Origin of the sequence: Methylomonas aurea (assembly GCF_024505045.1) — a bacterium.
Classification (GTDB): Bacteria; Pseudomonadota; Gammaproteobacteria; order Methylococcales; family Methylomonadaceae; genus Methylomonas; species Methylomonas aurea.
In genome coordinates this window covers 34843-60140 of record NZ_JANIBM010000015.1, presented here as the reverse complement: position 1 = coordinate 60140, position 25298 = coordinate 34843, and the positions used below count along the sequence as shown (strand labels likewise).

Genomic DNA, 25298 nt, shown 5'->3' with positions numbered 1-25298 from the left:
CGCAACCAGCTAGGCTTGGCAATGATTCGGTTTACTGCAGATTACCCGGTACCGTGTTAAACCTTGTCCTTTATAACGTCCGAGCAAGTACCCACTACGCACCTGCTCGGCCGACGTGGCGTGTTCGAATCAAAGGCCGTTGCCGATCATGATAAACGGAGCCCAGTAGTAAGGGTGCTTGAAGGAAACGGCGCTGCCGGCATCGCCCAGTTGCACGCCCCGCCCTGCCGTGGACTGGGCCCCGGCAGCGCCGCTTATCAGGCTCAACTGTGCCTGGCGCAGGGCTTCGGCTTTGGAAACTCCGGACTGTCGCAACCCACGATAAAATTGGCTCATCAAGGCTTGGGTGCCGCCGTCGTCGACCGACCACAGCGAAGCCAGCGTGGCGCGAGCGCCCGCGCTTTCCATCAAAAAACCCAAACCCAAAATCTCCTCGCCTTGGCCCAGTAACGATCCCAACGCAGTTTCGCAGGCGCTCAGGGCTATCAGATCGACATTGCGCAGCGACCATTCGTACTTGACCTGGTCGACCGTGACGCGTTCGCCGTTGCCGAACAGGATGAACGATTCGTCGGGCTTGCCGGAAACCAGCGCGGCATGCGTGGCAAAATGCACGATGTTGAACCGGCTCAGTTCCGGCACCACTGCATCGGGACTGAAATTGCGATCGATCAGCTTCAGAGTCCCCGGATACAAGGCCGCCAAATCGTTGACCTCGGCGCCGGCAAACGGCAGTCCGGCGAATTCGAAGTGGCGGTCGCCCAGCGTGAAATCGTAATCGCCGCTGGCGAAAGCTGCGGCCAGCAACTTGGGCTCGCGAATCGGCCGCGTCTCCAGTTCCGTCAGAGAGAAGGCGGTTATGTTAACGCTGTTGAAGCGTTGCGCCAGCCATTGCCGGCCGTCGTGCAAGGCCGCCAACGGGATGTAGCGCAATACGCCGTCGGGCGCATACAGTATGGTTTTGGCGCCGATCTGCTTCAGGTGGTGTTCTATCGGTTTTACCAGCCAACCGTATAAGGCTTGCGCCCGTTGCTCGACGTCGTCCTGGCGCCGGGTCAAGGCGCTGCGAAGATCCGCGACCGCCCGGTTCAGGGTTTCCCGGCCGACCGGCACCGAGATATGCAGCGGCGGACTCAGCGCATTGGCCAGCACGATTTCCAGGCGATCTTGCAACACCAACGGATACAGCAAAACCGCCTGCCCGCCCAAGCGGGCCAAATTGTCCTGCAGCGGCCGCAATTGGGCCAAGGCCGGCATCTGGCTGCGTGCCTCGTGGCCGAGTTTGTCGACCAAGGCCCGGACTTCCTCGCTTTCGACAAAGCTGGTAAAGGCTCTTTGCAGGCTGCGCCGCTGTTTGTCCAACGCCAGCCACTGCTGTTGCTGCTCCGGGCTCCAGCGGTCGCGACCGATCTGTTCCAAGGCCGCCAAAGCGCGTGCGCCGGTTATGGCCTGTTGTTCCAAGGCAGCATAGTTTTTGAAGATGTCTTGTTCCGCCGGCAACTCCGCAACGCCTTGATCGGTATTTCGATTGCCGCGCACCGGCCCCAGAAAATCGGCCGCTTCCTGCACTTTCAATAAATCCAGCACCTGCTGGGCTTCGATAACGCGATCCTGGCGCAGCAATAAGTCGGCCAAGCTCCGGTAAAAGCCTTGCACTCGGGCCAAATAGGCCTTTTGGTCCTGTTCGGGCATGGCCTTCAGCTCATTGCGTATCCGTTCGCTGATATTGACCGACTGTTTGTAAAACGCGATAGCCAAACTCTGTTGATTGTTGCGCTCGAAAAGGGCGCCGATGTTACCCAGCGTAATGCGCGCATTGTCCCGGTCGTCGGTTTCGCGCCAGATCGCCAGCGCTTGCAAATAGGCGTTAAATGCCGCCTCCAAGTCGCCGGTACGGGCGTAAACGCTACCGATACTGTCATAAGTCGCACCGACTTGCTTACGGGTGCCGAGCTGCTGCAATACCTCGAGCGCACTCGCCAACACAGCGAGCGCTTGCTTGTGGTTTTGCTGGTCGCTCAGCGCCAGACCGAGATTGTTGCGGGTTTCGGCGACGCCGAAGCGGTCTTCGAGTTGGGTGCGAATGGCGATGGCCCGCTCGAAGGCTGCGATTGCGGCCTGGCGGTCGTTTTGCTCGGCGTAAATGTAACCGAGGTTATGGTAAGCGGCAGCGATGTCGGCTTGGTCGTCGGCGCTTTGAAAAATAGCCAAGGCTTGCTGTTGGTAAGCCAAAGCCTTGGCGTATTGGCCCATTTCGGCATAAACCGAACTGATATTGCTGAGGATGGTGCCGGCGTCGTGTACCGGCACGTCCTGCAATTCTGAAAACCGTTGTTGGGCTTGGCGATAGATTGCCAGAGCTTTGGCGTAACGTCCCTGCGCCAGATAAGTTAGACCCAAATTGCCGAGCGTCCTGGCCTCGCCCAAGCCGTCGGCCACTGAGCGCCTCAGCGCTAACGCCTGGTCCAAATGTTCCCTGGCCTGATCGATCGAACCTAACTTTCTGTAGGTGGTACCCAACATGTTGTGCAATATCGCCAGCTGATGCGGCTGCCCGCTATCGTATTGCTTCAGGCCGTTGTCAAAGGCGGCGGCGGCCTGTGCGAATTGTTGGAGTTTTAGGTGGGTACGGCCGATTTTGTAAAACAGATCGCCGCTAAATTCGGCAGGCTCGGTAGCGGCGGCCAAATCCAGCGCTTGCCGATAATAGTTCAGCGCTTGTTCGTAGTTTTGCGCCTGATATTCCCGATAGCCCAGGTCGCGCAGGCGCTGCGCCTGGCTAAACCAGCCGTTTCCAGCCGCGGCTTGCGCTGCCGAGTCGTCCGGATAATCGGCGTTATCCGCGGTTAGCGGCAAATTACATCCGCTCGCGACCCAGCACAACATCAGCAGCCCGACCACTGCGGCGCGGGGCAAACCGGACAAACGAATTGCGGTCGCCATGGCGCCGATTAAGCCATGGCGGTAATAGCCGGTTTGCGAAAAATCTTATACCAGGCCGCCAGCGCCAGAATCAGGCTAAGTAAAAATACGACAGGGTGTTTCAGCGCGGCGACCACCGGCCAAAGCAGCATCCGGGTGACGGTGCGAGCGGACTGATGTTGGGCGATATAGCCGGCAATCGGCGGCGAATGCCGGTAGTAAAAATCCACGAATACGCGCCCCAACCGATACTGCAGCAAATACCGATCCCGAAAACGTTTCAGCGTCACCACTTCCTGCGCCAGCGGGCTGCCGTAAGCCGCCGTGGCAATGAAACACATGTTTTGCCGGCCCTCCGGATTCCAGCGTTTGGGGTCTTCGGCGCTTGTTTGCTGGCCGGGCGGTAAATGCTCGACATCGTCGGGATGGTCGCTGCTACCGGTCAATTGCATCATCAGGGTTTGCCGTTGTTGGTCCACACCTTCCAAGCCCCGTTGCAAATCGATCAAATGCGAGTTGATCCGATCGATCTCCAACTGCAGCCTTTGTTTGAGCTGCGGCTGGTTGGCTTGCTGCAATTGCGCCTGTTTTTGATCGAGTTGGATTCTGGAGCTCAAAGCTTGTTGTTCCAACAGCTTTTTCCGCCGGTTCAATTCTTCGAGCTCCTTCCTTAGCCGGAACTGTTGTTGCGACAACTGCGGCGATTGCACCGTGGTTCTTTCCGGCAAACGTTGCAGCGCGGGTTGGCTCGCCGGCGCTTGCTGCTGGATTTGGATTGGCTGCGGCTGGACGGTTTGCGGTTGTTGGGTTTCGGTCGACAAAGGCTGCACGCGTGGCGCCAATACCCGCTGCCTCGTTGTCGGCTCCTGCGCTTGGACACCGCCGCTGCAAAGCCAAGCCACCAGCAAAATGGTAAATAGGCATAACCGTGTCGAGAAATCCGGCTTCGGTTGATTGTCGCTATGGCCGTTCATGCCCGCCCCCCCTTGCACCACTGCCGCTGAATTGAAACCTTCGCGCCGAAACAGCTTTGCTTTAGGTTCGGGCGAAAAGCTTTACAAAATCGTCACTATCTCTAATTTGCCAGATGCTCGAAGCTGCTCGTCGTTTCGGCAGGAATTCGCTGTCCCGCTGTTACCGGTGCCGAACTCCAGGTACCCCGGATGGATCGAAGCTTGCCATCCACGGCACTGGATACCCGTTCCCTGGCGGGCATGACGGCGTTGGCCTTAAACTGACAAAGTAGAACTTGGGTGTGACGACGTTAGCACAGAGGCTCTGCCTTCCCAAGGTTTTTATCTGCGCCGAACCGGTGCCGCCGGAGATCGGCAGCATATCGTCTGCGGCATCCCGAAACAATCCGTACAAATACGCCTTAAGAACACGGAAAACAGCCGCTCGCGCTTAACGGCTGCGGGCGCCCTATCAACCCGCGGACGCAGCCGTTAAACCACTTCCTCCGGCAAGAAGCCGCCGGCCTGCATCGTCCACAAGCGGTAATAACAGCCTTGTTTGTCGAGCAATTCCTGGTGGCTGCCGTCTTCGACGATGCGACCCTGGTCGAATACCAGAATCCGGTCCAGATGGGCGATGGTAGACAAACGATGGGCGATGGCGATCACGGTTTTGCGGCCCATGACCCGGTCCAGATTTTCCTGGATGGTTTTTTCGGTGACCGAGTCCAGACTGGAAGTGGCTTCGTCCAGAATCAGAATCGGCGCGTCTTTCAACATGACCCGGGCGATGGCGATGCGCTGGCGCTGGCCGCCGGACAATTTGACGCCGCGCTCGCCGACCAGGGACTCGTAACCTTGCGGCATAGTGTCGATAAAAGCATCGGCATGGGCCAGGCGCGCGGCTTCGGCGATCTCGGCCATATCCGCGTCCAGGCGGCCGTAGCCGATGTTCTCGCGCAAGCTGCGGTGGAACAGGCTGGGGTCTTGGGGTATCAAGCTGACCTGTTCGTGCAACGAATCTTGCGTGGCTTGAAGAATATCCTGGCCGTCGATCAATATCTGCCCGTTTTGCGGCTCGAAATGGCGCAGGATCAGGTTGACGAAGGTGGATTTTCCGGAGCCGGAAAAGCCGACCAAGCCGACGCGCTGGCCCGGTTCGATGGTCAGATTCAAGCCTTGAAATACCGGCCGGCCGGGTTCGTAGCAAAAATCGACGTTCCTGAATTCGATCCGGCCGCGGCTGATCTTTAACGGCTGGGCGTCGGCGCTATCGACTATCTCGTGGCTCTTGACGATGGTTTCGACGCCATTGGCGACGTTGCCGACGTATTCGAAGAACTCCAGAAAGCGCCGGCTCAGGTTGCGAGCATCGCCGATGACCAATAGCGCCAGCCCGCTACTCATCGCAAACGCACCGACGCTGATTGCGCCGGCCTGCCACAGTTGCAAGGCATAGCCGATCGTGCCGATTTTCAGCACGGCCGCGGCGCTGAATTGAAACCACCGTACCCGCTCCATGTACCAAAAGGTGCGGCGTGCGCTTTTCAGTTCGGTCGCCAGAAATCCGTCCAGATAGTCGCGCTCGTGGCGCAAACGGGCAAACAATTTGGCGTTCAGAATATTGGTTACCGCATCGACGATTTTGCCATTGACCATGCTGCGGGTGGCGGCGAATTCCTGGGCATAGGGCTGACAGCGCGTGGCCAGCCAATACGAAATCAGCACATAGCCGGCGACCCAACCGGCGACGAACAAGCCCAGGCCGCGGTGTTCTTGCAGCAATAGCGCTACGGAAACCGAAAAGGTCACGGCAATCGGCCAGAAATCGCAGATCACCGCCCAGGTGGTATGGTTGACGCTCATCGCCGTCTCGCTGATGCGGTGCGCCAGCGCGCCGGCGAAGTGGTTGCCGAAATAACGCGGTGCGTGGCATTGCAGATAGGCGAACAGCAAACGGGTAGTGCGCTGGCGCAAGCGCGGTCCCATCATGATCAACACCGCGCCGCTGGCCCGACTGGAGACGATTTCGGCCACGTTCAAGCCCACCAGGACCAGCAGCGGTTGTTTGAAGGTTTCCAGCCAATCGCCGACCGGCAGCGTCTGCGCAGCGACCGCATCCATTAACGCCTTGATCGCGTACGGCACCAGAATGCTGCCGGCGGCCTGGCCGGTTTCCAGCAGCAGCATCAACAACAGCAGCCAGCCGAACGGTTGCAGACAAAACAATACGAAACGCCAAGGACCCGCGGGCAACGGCGGAGCCTCCGTCGCGCGGCGGATTTCCTGATCTCTGGTGGAGTTGGGCATGAAGTCGGTTGGTTTGAGGAACTAGCGCCGCATTATAGCGGATTGGCGAAAGCGGCAATTTCGGCGGCTTTGCCGGAGGCCGGCAGATGGGAAGAAGGGAGTGCCTGTGTTGCTCCGGCTATACCGGAAGGTTAGTTTTGACGCTCAGTGCTTAAATAGCGTTACGCGCAGTAGCCGGCGGAAAATCGCGGACATCAGGTGTTTTTGTAAGCCTGGGTGGCGCGGATTCCGCGCTCCAGCGATTGCTGCTGTTTTGCCATCGCCGATTTGTCGGCTTCGACCTTGCTCAGGAATTCGGCATCGTCGGCTAATGTCGACAGGGCGATTTGCTTGACCCATTCCCGGCGCTCATCGGGTATCGGCTGGCTGGCGATACGTTCCAGATAAGCCTGCCTGGACGCCAAAATGGCGGGAAGTTCGTCCCACGCGGTGTCGGCCAGACATAGTTCAATACGGCGCTTGAAGTCGAGCAGTACCGCCGCGTAATCATCGAGCTCCAGGCTGAGTTCGGGGTGTACCGACTCAGCCGATGGCATCCCAAGCCTCTTTGATATCTTTCATCAATGACGCGACTTCGTCCAAAATCTGTTCGCTATTCTCGCCGCTGGCCTGCAATAAACGCAGGTTGATGTAGTTATACAATTGATTGAGATTGGCGGCGATTTCTCCGCCTTGTTCTATATCGACCGCCTCGTTCAAGCCGCCGATGATACCCATGGCTTTGGAGATGTAGACGCTCTTGGCTTCCATATCGCCATGAGCAATCGCACCTTTCGCCGAATTGATTCTGGCTAGAAAGCCTTCCATCAGCATTTGTATCAATCGATGCGGTGACTCCTCTCCCAAGCCGCTAGAGGTATGTACATCCGCGTATTGCCTTGCACCGTTTCGAGTTTTCGCCATTGCGTACATGTTATTCCCCTATTACAACGAGTTAATCCAATTCGTCAGAAAACTACCCGTGCTTTTGAATTGTCCGACCGCACTGTCCATGGCGATAAATTGTTTCTGTAAAGCCGCCTGAACTCGTTGGAACCTGACGTTGACATCGTCTTTTTGATCGTCCAACTTTGAGATGGTTTTGTTCAGCGACGTTTGCTGGCTGTCGATCGAGCCGCCGGATTGCAGAAGCCCAGACAGTTTGGAAGCTAGGCGGGTCGCGATACCGTCGGCGGATGAAAACACATCGCTGACCGACTGAAAATTCGCCGCCAATGCGCTTTTCAATTTCGTGCTATCCAACGACATCACGCCGGCTTTGTCGATGGAAACCCCAATCATCGCCAACGAGTTGTAATTGCCGCTGGCGGAAGAAACCGTTCCGGTCGTGTTCTGCCGGATTTGAGTCGCTACGTAGCGCAAAGTCGAATCGCCGATCAATGCACCATTACCGCTACCGCTGCCGTCGGTGCTACCGCCGTACTTGCCGAGGTTTTTTACCGTGGAGTTCAATTTGTTGTAGGCGGTGACGAAGGTATTGATGCTGTTCGCGATGGCATCGTTATCGACGCCGACATTGATAGTCACCGGGGTATTCAACTCGGTTTGCGCCGCCAAATTTAATGTGACGCCGGGCAATACGTCGGTAATGCTGTTGCTGCTTCTGGTCGCAGTTTGGCCGTCGATCGAAATTACGGCGTCCTGCGCGACAGTTTTGATATCCAGGTTGGCGGAGGCCAATTGCGACAGGCTGACGTTGCCGCCGATATTACCGTCATCGGTGCCGCTTACGGTAAATCCGCTGGCGGTGCCGGTGTTTTTTGCGGTCAGCACCAGTTTCGAAACCGTTCCGGTATGGGTCGCATTATCCACATTAACGATGCTGGCCGAGACAAAGGTATTGCCATCGGCTTTATTGATAGCATCGCGCAATTTTTCCAAGGTATTGTTACTACTGTCGACCGTGATATTGAAGCTAGCGCCCGAGGTCGCTGAGAACGATAGCGTGCCCGAGTTCAAAGCACTCGTCATACCAGCAAACTCGACGTTGGCGACGGCTTTTTGGGCTTTGGCCAACTGCGTAATTTCCAGTGAATAGGTCCCGCTAGCGGCATAAGCGTCCGCCGTGATTTTGAGCTTGGATTCGTCCGAAGACGAACTGGTATGCGCACGAAAGGCACTACCGTCTTTCAAAGCATTGATTGCTGTTTGAAAGTCCGATAGTGCGCTTTTCAATGTCCCCAAGCCACTCAGGCGCGCGCTGGCCGTATCCCGATGTCGCTGTATCGCATTCAATTGCGGCTGGGTTTCGGCCGTAGCGAGTTGCGTTACCAGCGACTGAATGTCGATACCGCTACCAAGGCCAGTCGAAGACACTATGCTCATGACACTCTCCCAAGCTTCATTAGGCTCGATCCTGAATCACCGAACCCTGATCGCCCTGCAGTTCCTGCATCCGTCTAATAAAAGCCAACATTTCTTCGGATGGAATTTGCCGCACCAACTCTCCACTCTCGCTATCGACGATTTTGACCACAACCTCCTTGGTGTCGTCGTCGACTTTGAACTGCAAGTTACGTTGAGTCGCTTGCAATATGGAGTTTCCCTCTTTTGCGGCTTGCCGGACCACCTCCAAAGGCGGCTTCTGATCGGCTTTATCTTTTTTCTCGGTACCAGACAAAGCATTCGTGACGCTTTGCTTGTCTTGAGATAAGGCGGCGACATTGCTGTCACCCCGATCGGTTGCTGCCTTCGTGGTTTGAGGCGGTACTTTCCCAGTCTCTTGCTTATCGGTTTTTACGGTAGTCACAGGAACCAGTTTCAACACATTTGTAATTTCACTGTTCATGACATTAACCCTATTAAGTAAACGTAACGGAAGGCTGCGGTTATGCAGCCTTCCTACTAACCTTATCTAAGCAAGCTAAGCACCGTTTGCGAAGACTGGTTGGCTTGCGCCAACATCGCGGTACCGGCTTGTTGCAGAATTTGCGTACGGCTCAGATTAGACGTTTCGGTTGCGAAATCGGCATCCATGATTCGGGACCGGGCAGCGCTTTGGTTTTCGATAGAAGACTGCAAATTACCGATCGTCGTGGTGAAGCGGTTTTGGATCGCACCCAAAGTCGAGCGGAAATTATCGATCTTCTTGATCGCATTATCAATGGCGTCGATCGCATCCCTGGTATTGGTCGATGTAGCGCCGGAACCGATCGAGACGGCATTGGTACTGAACAGCGATGTTATACCCGAAGCGGTAGCCAAATCACTGACGTTAATCGAAATTTGGTTATTGGTCGAAGTTCCGGCACCCACTTGGAAGTTGACATTGGTCAACGAACCGTTCAGCACTTTTTTGCCGTTGAATTCGGTATTTTTAATGATACGGCCGATCTCGTCACCCAACTGTTTGAATTCTGTTTGCAGTTTTTCCCGATCGCTGGAGCTTACCGCACCGAAGTTGGAAGCTTGTACTGCCAAGTCCCGCATCCGTTGCATGGTTTCGGTAATGGAGCCCATTGCGCTTTCCGCAGTTTGCGCCATGGAAATACCGTCGTTGGCATTGCGGATCGCCACTGTCATACCTCTGATTTGCGAGGTCATGCCGTCGCTGATGGCCAAACCGGCTGCGTCGTCTTTAGCTGAGTTAACCCGCAAACCGGAAGACAATCTCTCCATGGAGGTTTTCAGCGAGTTGGTTGTATTGCTCAATAACCGTTGGCTGGTTAATGAAGCTACGTTGGTATTGATGACCATTGACATGATGTTATCCTCCTAGTACGCCCTGCTGCATAAGCGGAAACGACTGATGTTGGTTTAAGTGACTGAAGAAAAATGTTTCATTTCGAACTCGAAGGATGTATCGGCGTCGTTTTGAATTACTTTAACCTCGCACTTTCAAAAATATTGGGCAAATTCGCCTTGGGCGCGCAAAAAATCGGCTTCGCGGCCGATGTCCAGCCAGTAGTCATTAACCGCAAACATAGACACCGTCTCGCCTAGAGCGATTTGCTGATTGAATAGGGTCGGCATGTCGAGCTTTTTCTGCTCGGCAATGCTCTTTATCAAACTGTGATCTAACACATAAATTCCCGCGTTTGCCAGACAACTCTGTAGCGGTTTTTCTTCGATGCCGATGATGCGTTGCTGCTCCGCCGATACCACGCCGTAAGGTATTTGATACTCGTACTGCCTGACGCACATCGTGGCGATTGCCTGCTGTTCGTTGTGGTAAGCCAACAGCCGGGAAAAATCGATTTGGGTCAAGATATCGCCGTTCATCACGATCAGCGGCACATCCGGCAACTCGTCCGGCAATAAGCCGATCGCGCCGGCGGTCCCCATCGGCTCGGCTTCGTCGATATAACTGATCGAAATCCCCCAGCGGCCGCCGTCGCCGAAATAGTTTTTGATTTGGTCGGCCTTGTAGTGCACCGCGATGAAAAACTGGCGAAAGCCGGATTTCACGAAATTCTCGATAATGGTTTGCAGAATCGGCTTGCCGCCGATTTCCAACAAAGGCTTGGGGCAATCGTCGGTATAAGGCCGCAAACGTTTGCCGAAACCGCCTGCCATCAAAAATACCGGGTTCGGAAACGACGGTTGCTTGTACAAGGCTTGCAGCGACTCCAGCCGCACCACCCGGCCGCGTTCGTCGACCACCGGCAATTGGTAGAGATGGTGCCCTTCCATCATCGCGATCAATTGGGTTTTGCTATCCAGCAGACTCGCCACCTTCGGCCGCTTGTTCATGACCTCGGCCACCGGATGTTCCAACGACAAACCGCGAATCAACGCCCGGCGGATATCGCCGTCGGTGACGACACCGACCAATTTTTCCTGGTCGTCCACCACCAACGCAATTTGCAGCGCGCCGCGGTCGATCACTTCAATCGTTGTCCGCAGGCTCGCTTCCGGTCTGATCAATACCTGTTGCCAATGTTGCTTCATGTCTATAAATCCTGAATCTGAGAACGGGCCGGATACACGATCTGCCGCGCGCCGATGTTCTTCGTCACGACGCTGCCGGCACCGACGATACTGCCGCTGCCGATATGGATACCCTGGATCACGACCGCCCCGGTGCCGATATGGGCACCGTCGCCGATTTCGACTCCGCCGCTCAATACGGCGCCCGGTGCGATATGCACGTGCCGGCCGATCCGGCACTCGTGGTCGACGACCGCCCCGCTGTTGACGATACAGTTCTCAGCAATTAATACGCCAACTTGAATCACCGCACCGGCCATAACCTGGACCCCGGTGGCCAAACGAACCTGGTCGGCCACAAACGCCGCCGGGTCCAACAGGCTCTGGAAGCGATAGCCGGCGGCAGTGAACTCGTCGAACAGTTTTCGCCGCGTGCCGCCGTCGCGCGGTAAAGAACCTATGCCATTGACCAATAACACCTGATCCGGCTCGAAGCGGCGTACCGCATCGTCTCCGCCCAAAACCTGGCAGCCCAGCCACTCGCTGCCCGGCTCTCGCGCCGGATCGGTCACGCCGGCTATTTCGAATCCGCACCGTTGCATCATGCCCAACAACACTTTGGCATGGCCGCCGCTGCCGAGTAACACAACCGGCTTGCTCATGGCAGCCCCCGCCGATCGTCAAGCAAATCGTCGATTGCGTAGTTTTGCAAGCTGGCCGTACCCAAAAAACGCCAATATTCCATCGGACTCAACCCGGTGCCGGGACGTTTACACGCCAAATTTTCGACGCTAAACAACTCGCCCGCCACGATAGGCTCGGCCGCAACCAGGCTTTTGCGGGCCACGTCGCGAGTTTGCAACTCGACCGGCTGCGGTATTTTTAGCGGAGAACCGAGTGCCTGTTCGATGCTCCGGACGGCCGCGACCATTTGCTTTAACTCATCCGGTTCCAGCGACACTTGATGATCGGGACCTTTAGCACTCCGATCCAACGTAAAATGTTTCTCTATCAACACCGCGCCGCGCGCCGCCGCGGCAATCGATACTGCCTGACCCTCGGTGTGGTCGGAATACCCGGCCGGCAAGCCGAAGGCCTGGGTCAAGGTATCCATGGCCCGCAGATTTACGTGCTCCGGCGGCGTCGGATATTCGCTGGTGCAATGCAGCAGGGTCACTTTTTGCCGCAACATGGCCTGCCCTGGCGCCGAAGCGTAAGCTTGGCGAAACCGGGCCAAACCCGGCCGGTCCCAGCCCAGGTAACCGAACGCCAACACGCCCAATGCGGTTTCCACCTCGCCCAACGTCGCCATGCCCGTGGAAAGAATGATGTCCTTGCCGGTCGCGGCATGCGCCAGTAAGAACGGGCCGTTGGTGATTTCGCCGGACGGAATTTTCAGCTTACCGACTCCGACTTCGTCGGCCAAAAACCGCAAACTGTCGAAATCGAAGGCAGTAGACAAAAACTCGATATGGTGGTCGCGGCAATAGTCGCGCAATTGGGCGTGAAACTCGTACTTCAACTCCAGCTTACGCAGCATGTCGAGCTGGCTTTCCCCGGCTCCGGTGGTTTGCTTTTGGTAATCGGCTTTGGCCGCAGCTCGCGTGACCAGTTTTTCGGCTTTGAAAGTCTGGAACTTGACCGCATCGGCGCCCGCCGCCGCCGCCGCGTCCACCAGGCGCATCGCGGTTTCCAGACTTCCGTTATGGTTGACGCCCGCCTCGGCGATGATAAAAACCCGGCTCATGCCTTTCTTGACTCCCCGGCCGCTTCCGGCCCTGACTAGCTAAAGCGTAAAGGGTAGCCCAATCGGCAACGGCCTGCTTTATCGAACGCGGAAATGGCGGCGAAGAAGGGCTTGAAACGACTGATTGAATAGGATGCGGGCGCGGCGGCACCAAGCGAAACGGGATGGTCGAGCCGATTGGGGGACGGAGCGGGCTCGGTTCTGATAACCGATCCCAACTCCGAAACAGGGTCGGGTCTAGGCCCGGCGTTTACGTTGATAGGCCAGGAAGCCGGCGATTCCGCTAGCGAAAAACCAGACCGCACCCGGTAACGGCACCGGAGACGCGCATTGGTTGTCTTCGCTGCTAACGCAGACGTTCAGCGCGCCGGTATTGTCGCCGAAGATATCGTCGTTGAAACCGAATTGTATGTAGGTTGCCCCGTCCGGAACGCCAAAACTGGAGCCGACCAAAAAGCCCTGTCCTTCGCCGGTATAGACCACGGTGCCCAACGTCAACAACTCTATAATGCCGCCGTTGTCATCGGTCAATGCGCCGAGCAAGGCCTGCAAAAACAAGCCGTAAGGCGCCGGATCGTTTGGATTCTGGGTTTTGCCCCATTCGCTCTCGTAGTAGTAACTGGGAAATACCTGTCCGCTCGATCCCAACTCGTCGTCTTTAAAAACGCTGCCGACGTAACCGCTATTATTGACGTCGGGCGTACCGCCGAATGCACTGGTCAAACCGTCGAGAAAGAAAATGTGCAGCGCATCGCCCGCGCCGACGCCGATATCGGACAATTTCAGCCGCGCCGGAGCGGTGTAATCGGGAATCGCGTCGCTGCCGTCCGCGCCGACACCGTAACGGTAAGCGTCGTTCAAACCGTCGACTTCCCAAACCCAAGGGCCGGCCGTCCCGGCCACGTTCAGTACTTGGTAAGACGCAGTCGCCTGGGCGGACGAAAACGCCAACAACCCGGCCAAACACACTCGACGTAAACAGCCAAAATGATCTTTCATAATCGAACTCCTAAAGTTTTCAAATCGCACGACCCTTGATTTTAAAGGCCAACCGCTTTTTGAAGCAGAAAACACACCAAACCGGATACTACTTTTTATTCAAAAAGTTATTCCGACTTGGCCACCGATGCCGCTAAAAATTGTAAAATTTTTCGACATTCGCGTTACGCGTAGGCTTACCGCTCTCAGGCTCGTCCAACGCAAACTTGCGATCGTTACCAAACGGCGACCGGAGCCGCGCTATATGAACCGTACCGAACCCGGCCGGGTATCGCTATTAAACGTGTAAAATCGCGCCTGGACAATCCGCAGATCGATCCGGACCGCACGCTAGCAGCCGGCTCAACGGGTAAAGCCGCCATCCAGACCACACCGACAAAGCGCATATGGCCATCATTTCTTTAAAACAACTACTCGACTACGCCGCCGAACACGGCTTTGCCGTCCCCGCCTTCAACATCAGCAACATGGAGCAAGTGCAGGCCATCATGCAGGCGGCCGATGCTTGCGACAGCCCGGTGATCATGCAGGGTTCGGCCGGCGCCAACCGTTATGCCGGCGAAATTTTTCTGCGGCATTTGATCCAGGCCGCCGTCGAGCAATATCCGCATATTCCGCTCGTGATGCACCGCGACCACGCGCCGAGTCCGGCACTTTGCGCGCAAGCGATCCAAAACGGCTTCAGCTCGGTGATGATGGACGGCTCGCTGCTGGAGGATATGAAAACCCCGGCGAAGTTCGACTACAACGTCGAAGTCACCCGTAAAGTGGTCGACATGGCCCATGCCTGCGGCGTGTCGGTGGAAGGCGAAATCGGCTGTCTGGGTTCGCTGGAAGCCGAGACCGACCACAGCCGACTGTTGACCGACCCTGACGAAGCCGCTCAGTTCGTCGAACTGACGCGAGTCGATGCATTGGCCGTTGCCATCGGCACCAGCCACGGCGCTTACAAATTCAGCAAGCCGCCCACCGGCGAGGTGTTGGTGATCAACCGCTTAAAAGAATTGCAGCAACGCCTGCCCAACATGCATTTCGTCATGCACGGCTCCAGTTCCGTGCCGCAGGAATGGCTGGCAGTCATCAACGCCCACGGCGGCGAGATTCGGCAAACCTATGGCGTGCCGGTCGCCGAAATCGTCGAAGGCATCAAGTACGGCGTACGTAAGGTCAACATCGACACCGACCTGCGTATGGCCTCGACCGGCGCAATGCGGCGCTTTCTGGCCCAGCCGGACAATGTCGCCGAATTGGATGCGCGCAAGACTTACGCGGCCGCGCGCAACGCGATGCAGGCCTTGTGCCTGGAGCGCTACCAAGCCTTCGGCTCGGCCGGCCACGCCAGCAAGATCAAACCGTTGCCGTTAAGCGCAATGGCCCAACGTTACTGAGCCGAGACCGGCCGCTTGGATGCGGCGAAGGCAAAATTCAGATAGTCGAACAGTTCCCGAGCATTCAGATCGCTGATCCGATCGCTAGCGAACTTCGGCATCACGCCCGGCGAGCCGTCCGGCATGCGCGGATTGCGGATAAACGCCAAAAACTCGGCAAAATCGTGTAATTGCGGCGCATTGCGCAGCGGCATGTTCGGTTCGATGATGTTTTCGCCGCGGCGGTGGCAGCCGGAGCAATGGCTTTCGAACACGTGGCGGCCGACATTGAATTGCACCGGCGCCTCCGGCGTGAAGCCGTGATAGACCAACTGGCCGCCGAAAAAGCCCAGGCCACCCACCGTTACCACGCTGCCCAAGTACAGTACCGGCAGCGCCCGCGATTCCAGACAACGCCGACCCAACCACACCGCACTGGCGATCAGCACCAGATACACCGCTGCCAGTACGGCCTTGATTTGAATCTCGAAAAACCAGGCGCCGCCGTAAAATCTTTGCCAATCGAAAATCCCAACTGGAATCGCCAGCAGGGTAAACGCCAGCGCAAATACCGCTACATGGTAGGCCGTCGAGCGAAACGCCGCCTGCTTGGTCAGCAGCGCCAGTATCGAGAACCCCAGCGCGCCGATCGACATACCGGCCGGCACATGCACCAGCACCGGATGCACGGGGTGGGTATAGCCAAGCATCGCCAGAACATCGTAAAACCAGTAGCTCATGGCCGCGTCGCCAAATCGTGAAACCGCTTCTTCAACAACGGACCCAGATCGGTGTGCTTTAACACCTGCTTGATCGCCGCCGCCGCGCCGCCGCTACCGTAAGGATGTTGCAAATTTGCCAATACCGGCGCCAATGCGCCGGACCAGATTTGTGCCAGCGCTGCGACGATCGCCTCGGCCTGCGGCGGGCAATTTAGCACGCTGGCGGCGCACAAGCGGCCGCGCTGGCGGTCGCCGATATTGACGGTCGGAACCTTAAATGCCGGTGCTTCCAACAGGCCGCTGGACGAATTGCCGACCACCGCATCGACCAGTCGCATCACCGACAAATAACGGAGCGAACCCAACGAGACGAAGGCCGCGACCCGCTGCGGCCAACGCTCGCGGTAGCCTTCGATCAATTCGGCGATAATCCGGCCGTCGGCGTCGGCGTTGCTGTAAGTAAAAATGACATGAACCTCCGGATAGGCGTCCAGGGCCTGCAGTAGTTGCTTGAACTGCTCGGCGGCACTGGCATCTTCCAAGGTCACCGGGTGAAACGTTACCAACAAATTCCGCGTAGCCAGCTTGAAGCCGATGGCGGCTTCCAATTCGGCGCGATGCAATAACGGCAAACGCGCGATATTGTCCAAACCCGGCGCACCGACGTTGAACACCCGCTCCGGTTGCTCGCCGAGCTGGATCACCCGTTGCCGGTAGACTTCGGCAGCGGTGAAATGCAGGTGCGACAGCTTGGTCAGCGCATGCCTGATCGCATCGTCGATCGCGCCTTCACTGAGTTCGCCGCCATGGATATGCGCGATCGGAATCCTTAAATTCATTGCCGCCTGCGCCGCCGCGAAAATCTCGAACCGGTCGCCGAGCACGACCACGATGTCCGGCCCTAATTCCGCCAAAGCATCGACAAAACCGATCAACCCCAAACCCATCGCCTTGCTGATACCGACCGGCGTGTCCGAAGACAACAGCATTTCCACTTTGCGGTCGATGTTAAATCCATCGGCGGTAATTTGTTGCCAAGTCAAACCGAATTCCGGCGATAAATGCATGCCGGTGACCACCAACTGTAATTCGAGGTCCGGGTCAGCTTGAATTTCCTGCAGTAACCAATACAGCAAACCGTATTCGGCCCGCGAGCCGGTAACGACGCAGATTCTGCGTGGCGTTGTCATAGCACCACGCTGCTCGGTATGTTGACCAAACGCTCGGCCAAACGGCGCGAGTTTTCGAGACCATCGGTCTGGCAATGGCGATACATCGGTAAATCCGGCATCAGCTCCCACAAGGGCCGGGTCATCACGCCATGGTTGTTGGCGTACTCCAGCAACGCATCGCGCGCGGTCAAATCGTCCAGCAGCACTGCGTTGAGCCAGTAGTTGGCGTGCGCACCGGCAGGTTCCTGAAAAATTTCGGCGCCGTTTGCCTCGCCCCAAGCCAGATAACGGCCCGCCAGTTCGCGCTTGGCGGCGACGAATTGCGGCAATTGCTCCAGTTGCGCCAGACCCAGCGCGGCGTTCAGATTCGGCATCCGGTAGTTGTAGCCGATTCGGTCGTGTTCGAATTTCCAGGCGTGGGCCAGTTTGGCGGTGGTTGTCAGATGCTTGGCCTGCCGGGCCAGTTCGTCATCGTCGGTCAGAATCATGCCGCCGCCGCCGGTGGTGATGATCTTGTTGCCGTTGAAGCTGAGCACGCCGAGTTTGCCGAAGGTGCCGCAATGCCGATCGCCGAGCCGGCTACCCAACGCTTCGGCCGCATCCTCGACGACGGCGATTCCATAGTCGCCGCAAACTTTAAGCAAGCCCGCCATATCGCAAGGATGGCCGAAGGTATGCATCGGCAGGCAGGCGGCGATACGCTTGCCGCTGCTTTTGTTATAAACCCCGCCGTCGCGGCGCTCGCCGTGTTGCTCCAGAAACGCCGCCAACGCCGCCGGCGACAGTCCTAGAGTCGCGCTATCGACATCGATGAAGACCGACTCGGCGCCGCAGTAGTGAATCGCATTGCAGGTGGCAATAAAGGTCACCGCCTGGGTGACGACCTCATCGCCAGGGCCGACGCCGGCCAACAATAACGCGATATGTAGCGCGGCAGTGCCGTTGACGGTGGCAACCGCATGCTTGGCGCCGCAGTATTCGGCAATCTTATGCTCGAATTCACTGACATACGGACCAACGCTGGAGACGAAGGTGCTGTCGATCACGTCGTTCAAATAGCGTTTTTCGTTGCCGGCAAAACGCGGTTCGTGCAATGGGATAAAGGTGTCGGTTTGGTAAATCTCCCTGACGAAACCGACCAAACGCTCAAACATTGTAAATATCCGTTTTGTACTTTTTCAGATTCTCGGGCCGGCAAAACCAGTCCACGGTGAGACGCAGGCCTTCTTCCAAGCTGACTTCCGGGTTAAACCCGGTTAATGCTCTGATCTTGCTGTTATCGCACCACAACCGGTTGACTTCGGACTTTTCCGGCCGCAAACGTTGCTCATCGACCAGAAATTCGACGTCGCTGGCCATGATGGCCTTGATCAGATTCAAGGTGTCGCCGACCGAGATTTCGAAATTGGAACCGATATTTACCGTCTCGCCGATGGTTCTGTCCGACTCGGCCAACGCGATGAAGCCGCGGCAAGTATCTTCGACGTAGTTGAAATCGCGAGTCGGCGTGACGTCGCCGAGCTGGATTTGCTTTTTACCGGCGGCGATCTGGCTGATGATGGTCGGAATCACCGCTCTGGCGGACTGGCGCGGACCATAGGTGTTGAACGGCCGGGCAATCGTCAACGGCAGATTGAAGGCATTGAAAAAACTCATCGCCATCGCATCGGCGGCAATCTTCGAGGCACTGTAAGGCGATTGCGGTTGCAGCGGATGTTTTTCGTCGATCGGTACGTATTGCGCCGTGCCGTAAACCTCGCTGGTCGAGGTATGGATCACCCGGCCGACACCAGCATCGCGCGCCGCCTGGCAGATGTTCAAGGTGCCACGGATATTGGTATCGACATAACTGTCCGGCGCGACATAGGAATACGGAATCGCAATCAACGCCGCCAAATGAAATACGGTATCGACGCCCTGGCAAATGCTGCGGCAGAACGCCGGATCGCGCACGTCGCCGCACACTACTTCGATGTCGTGTTTGCAGGCGGCATCGTCCAGCCAGCCCCAGGAATTAAACGAATTGTATTGCGCCAAAGCCCGTACCTCGCAGCCGCGCGCCGCCAGCATTTCGGTCAGATGTGAGCCGATGAAACCGTCGGCGCCGGTCACTAATACTTTTTTCATACCAATCCTTGTTTAACAAAGGCCTCGGCGATAGCCCAGTCTTCTGCAGTGTCGATGTCCAGGCTTTGAATGGCGTTCATCACCAGCGGCACGGTCTGCGGCGGATAGAACGATTTATATTCCAGCAAGTAATCGGTCCGAACCAGATACATCGCCCCATTCGGAGTCAACAACGGCTGGGTTTGTTGCCGGCTGGCCTGGATCGGTTGCCGGTTGTCCAGCGCTTGCATGAAACCGTCGCGCAATTGGAACAACGTGGTCAGGTTGCGCTGGATTTCCTTGCAACCGATCACCGCATCGGCGTTACCGCCATTGGCCAATGTCATCGCCTGGCGAAGTATAGCCGGACTGCGGAACGGCGAGGTTGGCTGCAACAACATGACCCAAGCCGGCAAATAACCATGATTCCCGCGAAACCAATCCAAGGCATGTTCCACCACTTGCAGCGACGACGCAGCGTCCGTCGCATGACAGGCCGGGCGCAGAAACGGCACCGCCAGCCCGGCGTTACGGCCGATCTCGGCATACGCTTCCGCATCGGTCGACAACAGCGCCAACGACTGCGGCAACGCGGCCCGATTAATGGTTTGCGCGGTCCATTCCAACAGCGGCTTGCCGGCCAGCGGCCGGACGTTTTTGTCCGGCAAACCTTTGGAACCGCTCCGTGCCGGAACCACGACCAGTAAATCGAATGCTTGCGCCATGCCCTATCTCCGAGCGCTAAATCAGTTTCAATCCAGGCGGCAAGGCTTCGCCGAAGATTTGTTTTTCCTGGCTTTCGTCAAGCGCTGTGTATTCGGCCACCATGTCCTGCCACGACGCCGGGGCTTTGGCCTGTTTCAATTTATCCAGCACTTGCCGGCGCAAGTCGTCGTCGATATCGCGGACGCGGTCGTCGCAACGCCGCGCCAGCAAGGTCGCGGCGAAGCCGATCTGCACCTGCTTTTTCCAATCGGCAGCCAGCAATTGGTTTAACCAAGCGGACGCCTGAGCCGGCGGTATCACATCGTGGTTGTTGCCGTGAAACAGTATCCGCGCCCCGATCCGGCCCAAGGCCCACCAGCTTTGTTCGGGTTCGCCGGCTTTGGCCAAACGTTTCAGCAGCCATTCGCCTAATTGCAATTTATCGGCCACCGCCAAACGCTCCAGCGATGCCGCCAACCGCAGTATGTCCTCGTAGCCGCGGGTTGCGAGTTGCTTCGCCAGCCCCGGCTGGCGGGCCGAGGCCGGATTAATGAACTTGCCGATATCGTTAAAAATTCGTTGCTGGGCCTCGGCCGGCAAACCGCCGGCGACTCGCCGCCACAAGGTCCACCATTCGGCCCAATTCTGCTTTTCGTTGACGAACTGCAGACCTTCGGGATACAGCTTCCACAGTTGCTCCACCCGCCAGTCGTCCAGCGGATAACCGAAACCGGGCCGCAGGCAAAACCCGATCAAGCTGCACCACAACCGCTCGTGCTGTTCGCTGCGCCGGCGGTATTTGCTGCCGTCCAACAAGGCATTGCATAATTCGCGCAGTAGCGGGGTTTGCCACTCGCCGCGCGGGGCGGCCAACACTTTTTCCAAATCGGCACGCAAGGTTTTTACCGCCTGCGGGTCGACTTGTTTGGATTTGGCGCCGAATACGGCCTGAATCTTTTCCAGGGCTTGCGGCAGTTGCGCGGGCAGATCGGCATTCACCAACGCGGATTTGGCCTTGCGGATCTGAAATTCGACATCCCAACGCTGGCGCTCGCCATCCAGCGCGACGCATTGCAAACGCAAGGTGCCGACTTCGGTATAGGTTGCCAACAACTGCACGGCGACTTCAGCCCTCTGTTGGCCTTCGAACGCCACCGCCAATGGCGGCAAGCTGTGGAAGCGGTCGTCGTCGAGTTCGACCAGGTCGCCGGTGCGGTAATCGCCGTCGCCACTGGCCGACAGCAAATGGAAGCGCACCGGCTGGCCGACGCGTAACGCAAATTGGCGGCCGGCCAGCAACACTTCATGCCCCTCTTCGCTGCCTTTCGGCAGAATGCAGACGCCGCGCCGGGTTTGCCCGGCACTGTCGACCAGCAAGAAATAACTGCGCGCCGCGCCGCCGCCGATCCGCAATTTTTTATCGCGGCGGGCGATGGCGTAGCTGACTGCACCGTAGGCAACCGCCAATTCCGGGTCCGGGTTATCCAGCACGGTCGGCGCCCGGCCGCCGCGCCAAGCCGACAACAGCCCCGTTACCCGCTGCACCAGTGCCCGGCTGCGAAACACGCCGCCGTTCAACAACAGCGCATCGGGTACGATGCCTTGCTCGCCGAGCGCCTGTTGCGCGGCATGGGCATGCGACTGCAAAAAACCGGCAATGTGCTTGCTGATGGCCGGCTCCGCCGCGTAGGGCAGACCGAATTCGACCACGCCGCTGCGCTTCTTGTCCGGCAGTTCCTGCAGCCCCGACAGAGGCAGGAAACCGTCCAACGCAATCTGTCTGATCTCTTCCCGGCTCAACGCTACGGTTTTACTGCCGCCGATCAATTTGGATCCGGCGCCGAGCAAGGTCACTGCCACCTGTTCCGGCGCATCGTCGGCCAACAAGCGTTCTTTGGCGATCCGGCATTGCTCCAGCAATTGCGCCAGATCGGCACTGGACAGTTTGCGTTCGGTACCGCGTAACCGGCTCTCGGCCAAGTGCGCCAGGGCCAGATCGATATTGTCGCCGCCCAGCATCAAGTGGTCGCCGACGCCGATGCGGGTCAATTTCGGCTCGCCGGCACCGTATTCGATTTTGATTAGGGTCAAGTCGGTGGTACCGCCGCCGACGTCGCAAACCAGCATCAAGCGGCTGCCGGCCAGGCTGGGCTCGATGCTGCCGGCATGGCGGCGCAACCAGTCGTAACACACCGCCTGCGGCTCTTCCAGCAGGCGCACGTCGGCCAGACCGGCCAACTTTGCGGCCTCAAGCGTTAACGAGCGCGCCGATTCGTCGAACGACGCCGGCACGGTTACGACAATGGTTTGACTCGCCAGCGGCGCATCGGGAAAGCGCTGCTCCCAGACAATGCGTACGTGCCGCAAATAACTCGCGCTGGCCGCCAACGGCGATACCTTGAATACCGACTCGTCACTCCCCCACGGCAAAATCGGCGCCGTATGGTCGACTGCTGTATGCGACAGCCAACTCTTGGCGCTGGTGACCAGGCGGCCCTGCGATTTGGCACCCAGGACTCGCGCGGCTTCGCCCAGCACGGCTCCATCCTCGGCCAACAGGAAACCGGCTTCCGCACTCAATTCGCCCGCCGCCGGATGGTAACGCACCGACGGCAGCAGAGGTTTGGACGCGACTTCGCCCGGCGCGGTCATCTGCGGAATTTCGAAAAGACGGATGGTCTTGTGCGGATCGCCGACAGCGGCATAGGCCACTACGGTGTGGGTGGTACCCAGATCGATACCGACTAAATATTGGCTGGCTGAGGTATTCAAAATGCTTAGTTCGGGCTGGTGGGTTGCGGCTGCTGCAGCCATTGGTTAACTTCTTCCAGGTTTTGCGGCGAGATTACGCCGACCGCGTGCAAAAAACGCATCCGGTTCTTGACGTAGCTATAGCGACCGAGCGCCAAATCGCGTCTGGCGCGGAATTCGGCTTGCTGAGCATCGAGCACATCGCCGACGGTTTCCAGGCCGAATTTAAAGCCTTTTTCCTTGGCTTCGCGCGATTTTTTGGCCGACTCCAGAGCTTTGGCCGACGCTGCAATCCGCCGCACACTGGCGTTGGAGGTTAAAAACGCGTCGCTGATTTCCTTGACCAGGGCGCGGATTTTGCTTTCGTTTTCGTTTTTTGCCAACTCCAACCGATGCTGGGCTTCGTTGGTTTTTTCCGAAATCACGCCGCCGCTGAAAATCGGCACGCTGACGTTGATGCCGGCAGTCTGCACTTCGGTTTGCGGCGTGCGCGAGCTTTGGTAGCCGGTATCGCTGTTGAAGTAATTAAATTGCAAATCGACCACCGGCAGATGCCGGGAGCGTTGCATCGCCACATCATCACTGGCCGCTTCGATCGCGCTGAGTTGGGCCCGCAGCAGCGGATTTTCGCTTTTCGCCACGGCAATCCAATCCTCCAGATTACCCTCCAGCACCTTGTAGTCAATATCCTCGCGCAACCGCGCCAAGTCTTGCGGCAGGTTACTGGTCATCTCGCGCAAATTTTCCCGCGCTTTGACCAATGCGGTTTCCGCTTCGATCTGGCTGGCCTGCAATTGGTCGAGCCTGGCCTCGACTTCGTAAAGATCGGTAACTTTGACCAGTTGCTTGGCAAATTGGCGCTTGATTTGTTCGTACTGCACGGCCAACGCTTCGGTTTCGCCGCGCAGTAAATTCAATTGGTCCTCGGCTTGCAGCAGATCGAAGTAACGCTCGACCACATCGTCGATCAGCGCGTTTTCGGCTTCGATCTGCTCTTCGATGTAGACGTTCTCGGTTTCCTTGGCCCGGCGCCAGTTCCAAAATTTGGCGAGATCGACCAGCGACTGGTTGACCGAGATGTAGTAACGCTTGCCGGGATAGGTGGTGTTGATCTCGCGCGCACCGCCGCTGACGGTCTGCTCGTTATGCGACCAGTTGCCGGTCGCGGTGACTTGCGGCAAGAATTCGCCGAAGGATTGTTCTTTTTGCGCAGTACCGATATTCAGTTTCAAACCGGCGGCTTTCAATTTCGGATCGCCCGCCAGCGCCTGCTGGTAAACGCTGAGTAGGTCGTCGGCAGCCGCCTGGCCGAAGCTCGACACCGCCAATGCTAAGGCAAAACTCCAAGCCGATTTCATCAGTCTTCGTTGAAGGCGCGGGCGACGGCGTTGGTGATCGGTTGCAGCAGGTATTCCAGCACAGTGCGCTCGCCGGTCGTGATCAGCACCTCGGCCGGCATGCCAGGCAACAATTCCACCTCGCCCAGTTTTGCGTAACTGTCCGGGGTCAATTCGATTTGGGCCTGGTAATAGGCCATCCCCGATTTTTCGTCGCTGAGCCGGTCGGCAGATAGATTGGTCACGATACCGTCGAGTTTGGGCACCACCGATTGTTTGAACGAACTGAACCGGACCTCGGCTTTAAGGCCTTCGTGTACCCGGTCGATGTCCATCGTCGACACCTGGGCATTGACGATCAGATCTTCGTTTTGCGGCACCAGATCCAGAATCGGCCGCCCCGGACCGACGACGGTGCCGACGTTATGCAGAGTCAAACCCAGCACGCGGCCGGCGGCCGGCGCGCGGATTTCGGTTCTGGCCAGCTTTTCCCGCGCCGCGGCCAAGCGCTGCGTAACGTCGAAAAGTTGGGCTTGAGCCTCGCCGAGCTTGCCGGCGATTCCTTCCTGGAATTGTTTCTCCAGTTGCAAAATCTGCAACTGGGTTTCCCCGATCTGCATTTCATTGCCGGCAATTTCGGCAGTCAGCGCCGCGATTTCGCCGGACGCCAACGTCAGATTGCGCTCGATGTCGCGCACCCGTTGTTTGCCGGTAAAACCTTCGGCCAGCAACTCGCGCAAGTCCTTTAGTTCGTCTTTATACGACTCGGCCAAAGCCTGTTTGGCAGCGCGTTGCCCCCGCAAACCCTCGACCCGGCTGGCTAACTGGGTAGCGCGTTGTTTCAGCACCGAAATTTCGCCTTCATGGGAAAGTTTTCGCGCCAGAAATATCCGGCTCTCGGCTTGTTTGGCTTCCAGCGTGCGAGCGTCGGCGTCATCCTGCAACGTATCCGGAAATTCGACGGCCGGCTTGCGGTCGCGTTCGGCGCTGAGCCTGGCGACCTGGGCCGACAACGTGATCTGTTGGCTGCGCAAAATATCCTGTTCCGCGCGGATCGAGGTATCGTCGAGCCGGATCATCACGTCGCCTTCCTTGACGAAATCGCCGTCCTTGACCAACAACTCGCTGACGATGCCGCCGTCCAAATGTTGCACGGTTTTACGGTGCGATTTGACTGCGACGTAGCCCGGCGCCATCGCCGAGCTATCGAGCGGCGCAAAATAGCTCCAAACTCCGAAGATACCGAGCGTGGCAAATATGACAGCGTTACCGATATTGCGGATCGGCCGGTCGTCGGTGACCAAAGAGACGGCTTCCAGCTCCGGAAATTGATTCATC

At 57.6% G+C, this 25298-nt stretch carries 21 protein-coding genes; 1 reads left to right on the top strand and 20 read right to left on the bottom strand.

Going from position 1 to position 25298, the window contains the following annotated elements:
* Positions 1–129: 129 nt before the first annotated feature.
* The 12 genes from NP603_RS13295 to NP603_RS13240 form a co-directional block, all read right to left on the bottom strand.
* Positions 130–2943: a CHAT domain-containing protein gene (locus NP603_RS13295; RefSeq protein WP_256611373.1), complete on the bottom strand. Its 2814-nt coding sequence runs from the start codon at positions 2941–2943 to the stop codon at positions 130–132.
* An 8-nt stretch (positions 2944–2951) separates the two neighbouring features.
* Positions 2952–3896, bottom strand: a complete 945-nt coding sequence (locus NP603_RS13290; RefSeq protein ID WP_256611372.1) for an efflux RND transporter periplasmic adaptor subunit — start codon at positions 3894–3896, stop codon at positions 2952–2954.
* 471 nt (positions 3897–4367) lie between these two features.
* Positions 4368–6185: an ABC transporter ATP-binding protein gene (locus tag NP603_RS13285; protein WP_256611371.1), complete on the bottom strand. Its 1818-nt coding sequence runs from the start codon at positions 6183–6185 to the stop codon at positions 4368–4370.
* Between the two features lie 194 nt (positions 6186–6379).
* Positions 6380–6721: a flagellar protein FliT gene (gene fliT, locus NP603_RS13280; protein WP_256611370.1), complete on the bottom strand. Its 342-nt coding sequence runs from the start codon at positions 6719–6721 to the stop codon at positions 6380–6382.
* The gene (gene fliS, locus NP603_RS13275) at positions 6708–7088 is read right to left on the bottom strand and encodes a flagellar export chaperone FliS (RefSeq protein WP_371928859.1); all 381 of its coding nucleotides are present in this window, start codon (positions 7086–7088) and stop codon (positions 6708–6710) included. The genes fliT and fliS overlap by 14 nt, the downstream gene beginning before the upstream one ends.
* A 21-nt stretch (positions 7089–7109) precedes the next feature.
* Positions 7110–8510: a flagellar filament capping protein FliD gene (gene fliD / locus NP603_RS13270; RefSeq protein WP_256611369.1), complete on the bottom strand. Its 1401-nt coding sequence runs from the start codon at positions 8508–8510 to the stop codon at positions 7110–7112.
* A 19-nt stretch (positions 8511–8529) separates the two neighbouring features.
* Positions 8530–8973, bottom strand: coding sequence for a flagellar protein FlaG (locus tag NP603_RS13265; protein WP_256611368.1), 444 nt, complete (start codon positions 8971–8973; stop codon positions 8530–8532).
* A 62-nt stretch (positions 8974–9035) separates the two neighbouring features.
* A complete protein-coding gene (locus NP603_RS13260; RefSeq protein ID WP_256611366.1) occupies positions 9036–9887 on the bottom strand; it encodes a flagellin N-terminal helical domain-containing protein in 852 nt (283 codons plus the stop codon).
* A gap of 135 nt (positions 9888–10022) precedes the next feature.
* The gene (locus NP603_RS13255; protein WP_256611365.1) at positions 10023–11075 is read right to left on the bottom strand and encodes a nucleotidyltransferase family protein; all 1053 of its coding nucleotides are present in this window, start codon (positions 11073–11075) and stop codon (positions 10023–10025) included.
* A gap of 2 nt (positions 11076–11077) precedes the next feature.
* Positions 11078–11716, bottom strand: coding sequence for an acetyltransferase (locus NP603_RS13250; RefSeq protein WP_256611363.1), 639 nt, complete (start codon positions 11714–11716; stop codon positions 11078–11080).
* Positions 11713–12801, bottom strand: a complete 1089-nt coding sequence (neuB, locus tag NP603_RS13245) for an N-acetylneuraminate synthase (RefSeq protein ID WP_256611362.1) — start codon at positions 12799–12801, stop codon at positions 11713–11715. Before neuB ends, NP603_RS13250 begins: the two co-directional genes overlap by 4 nt.
* A 237-nt stretch (positions 12802–13038) precedes the next feature.
* Positions 13039–13800, bottom strand: coding sequence for a hypothetical protein (locus NP603_RS13240; RefSeq protein WP_256611361.1), 762 nt, complete (start codon positions 13798–13800; stop codon positions 13039–13041).
* Positions 13801–14186: 386 nt separating this feature from the next.
* Between NP603_RS13240 and fba the strand changes: the two genes are divergently transcribed.
* The gene (gene fba, locus NP603_RS13235) at positions 14187–15188 is read left to right on the top strand and encodes a class II fructose-bisphosphate aldolase (RefSeq protein ID WP_256611360.1); all 1002 of its coding nucleotides are present in this window, start codon (positions 14187–14189) and stop codon (positions 15186–15188) included.
* On the opposite strand, the gene NP603_RS13230 is transcribed toward fba, so the two are convergent.
* From NP603_RS13230 to NP603_RS13195, 8 genes are read right to left on the bottom strand one after another with little or no spacing between them, the layout of a single operon-like run.
* Positions 15182–15907 (bottom strand): DUF2231 domain-containing protein, encoded by a 726-nt coding sequence (locus NP603_RS13230; RefSeq protein WP_256611359.1) that lies wholly within the window; start codon positions 15905–15907, stop codon positions 15182–15184. The genes fba and NP603_RS13230 overlap by 7 nt on opposite strands.
* The gene (gene neuC / locus NP603_RS13225) at positions 15904–17079 is read right to left on the bottom strand and encodes a UDP-N-acetylglucosamine 2-epimerase (RefSeq protein WP_256611358.1); all 1176 of its coding nucleotides are present in this window, start codon (positions 17077–17079) and stop codon (positions 15904–15906) included. Before neuC ends, NP603_RS13230 begins: the two co-directional genes overlap by 4 nt.
* Complete coding sequence (locus NP603_RS13220; RefSeq protein ID WP_256611357.1) at positions 17076–18215, bottom strand: LegC family aminotransferase; 1140 nt, start codon at positions 18213–18215, stop codon at positions 17076–17078. The genes neuC and NP603_RS13220 overlap by 4 nt, the downstream gene beginning before the upstream one ends.
* On the bottom strand, positions 18208–19188 hold the full coding sequence (locus NP603_RS13215; protein WP_256611356.1) for an NAD-dependent 4,6-dehydratase LegB: 981 nt from the start codon (positions 19186–19188) through the stop codon (positions 18208–18210). Before NP603_RS13215 ends, NP603_RS13220 begins: the two co-directional genes overlap by 8 nt.
* Complete coding sequence (locus NP603_RS13210) at positions 19185–19892, bottom strand: acylneuraminate cytidylyltransferase family protein (protein WP_256611355.1); 708 nt, start codon at positions 19890–19892, stop codon at positions 19185–19187. The genes NP603_RS13215 and NP603_RS13210 overlap by 4 nt, the downstream gene beginning before the upstream one ends.
* 16 nt (positions 19893–19908) lie before the next feature.
* Positions 19909–22686, bottom strand: coding sequence for an Hsp70 family protein (locus tag NP603_RS13205; RefSeq protein ID WP_256611354.1), 2778 nt, complete (start codon positions 22684–22686; stop codon positions 19909–19911).
* Entirely contained in the window at positions 22650–23981 is a 1332-nt protein-coding gene (locus tag NP603_RS13200) for a TolC family outer membrane protein (protein WP_256611353.1), read from the bottom strand. The genes NP603_RS13205 and NP603_RS13200 overlap by 37 nt, the downstream gene beginning before the upstream one ends.
* On the bottom strand, positions 23981–25297 hold the full coding sequence (locus NP603_RS13195) for an HlyD family type I secretion periplasmic adaptor subunit (protein ID WP_256611352.1): 1317 nt from the start codon (positions 25295–25297) through the stop codon (positions 23981–23983). The genes NP603_RS13200 and NP603_RS13195 overlap by 1 nt, the downstream gene beginning before the upstream one ends.
* Position 25298: the final 1 nt, after the last annotated feature.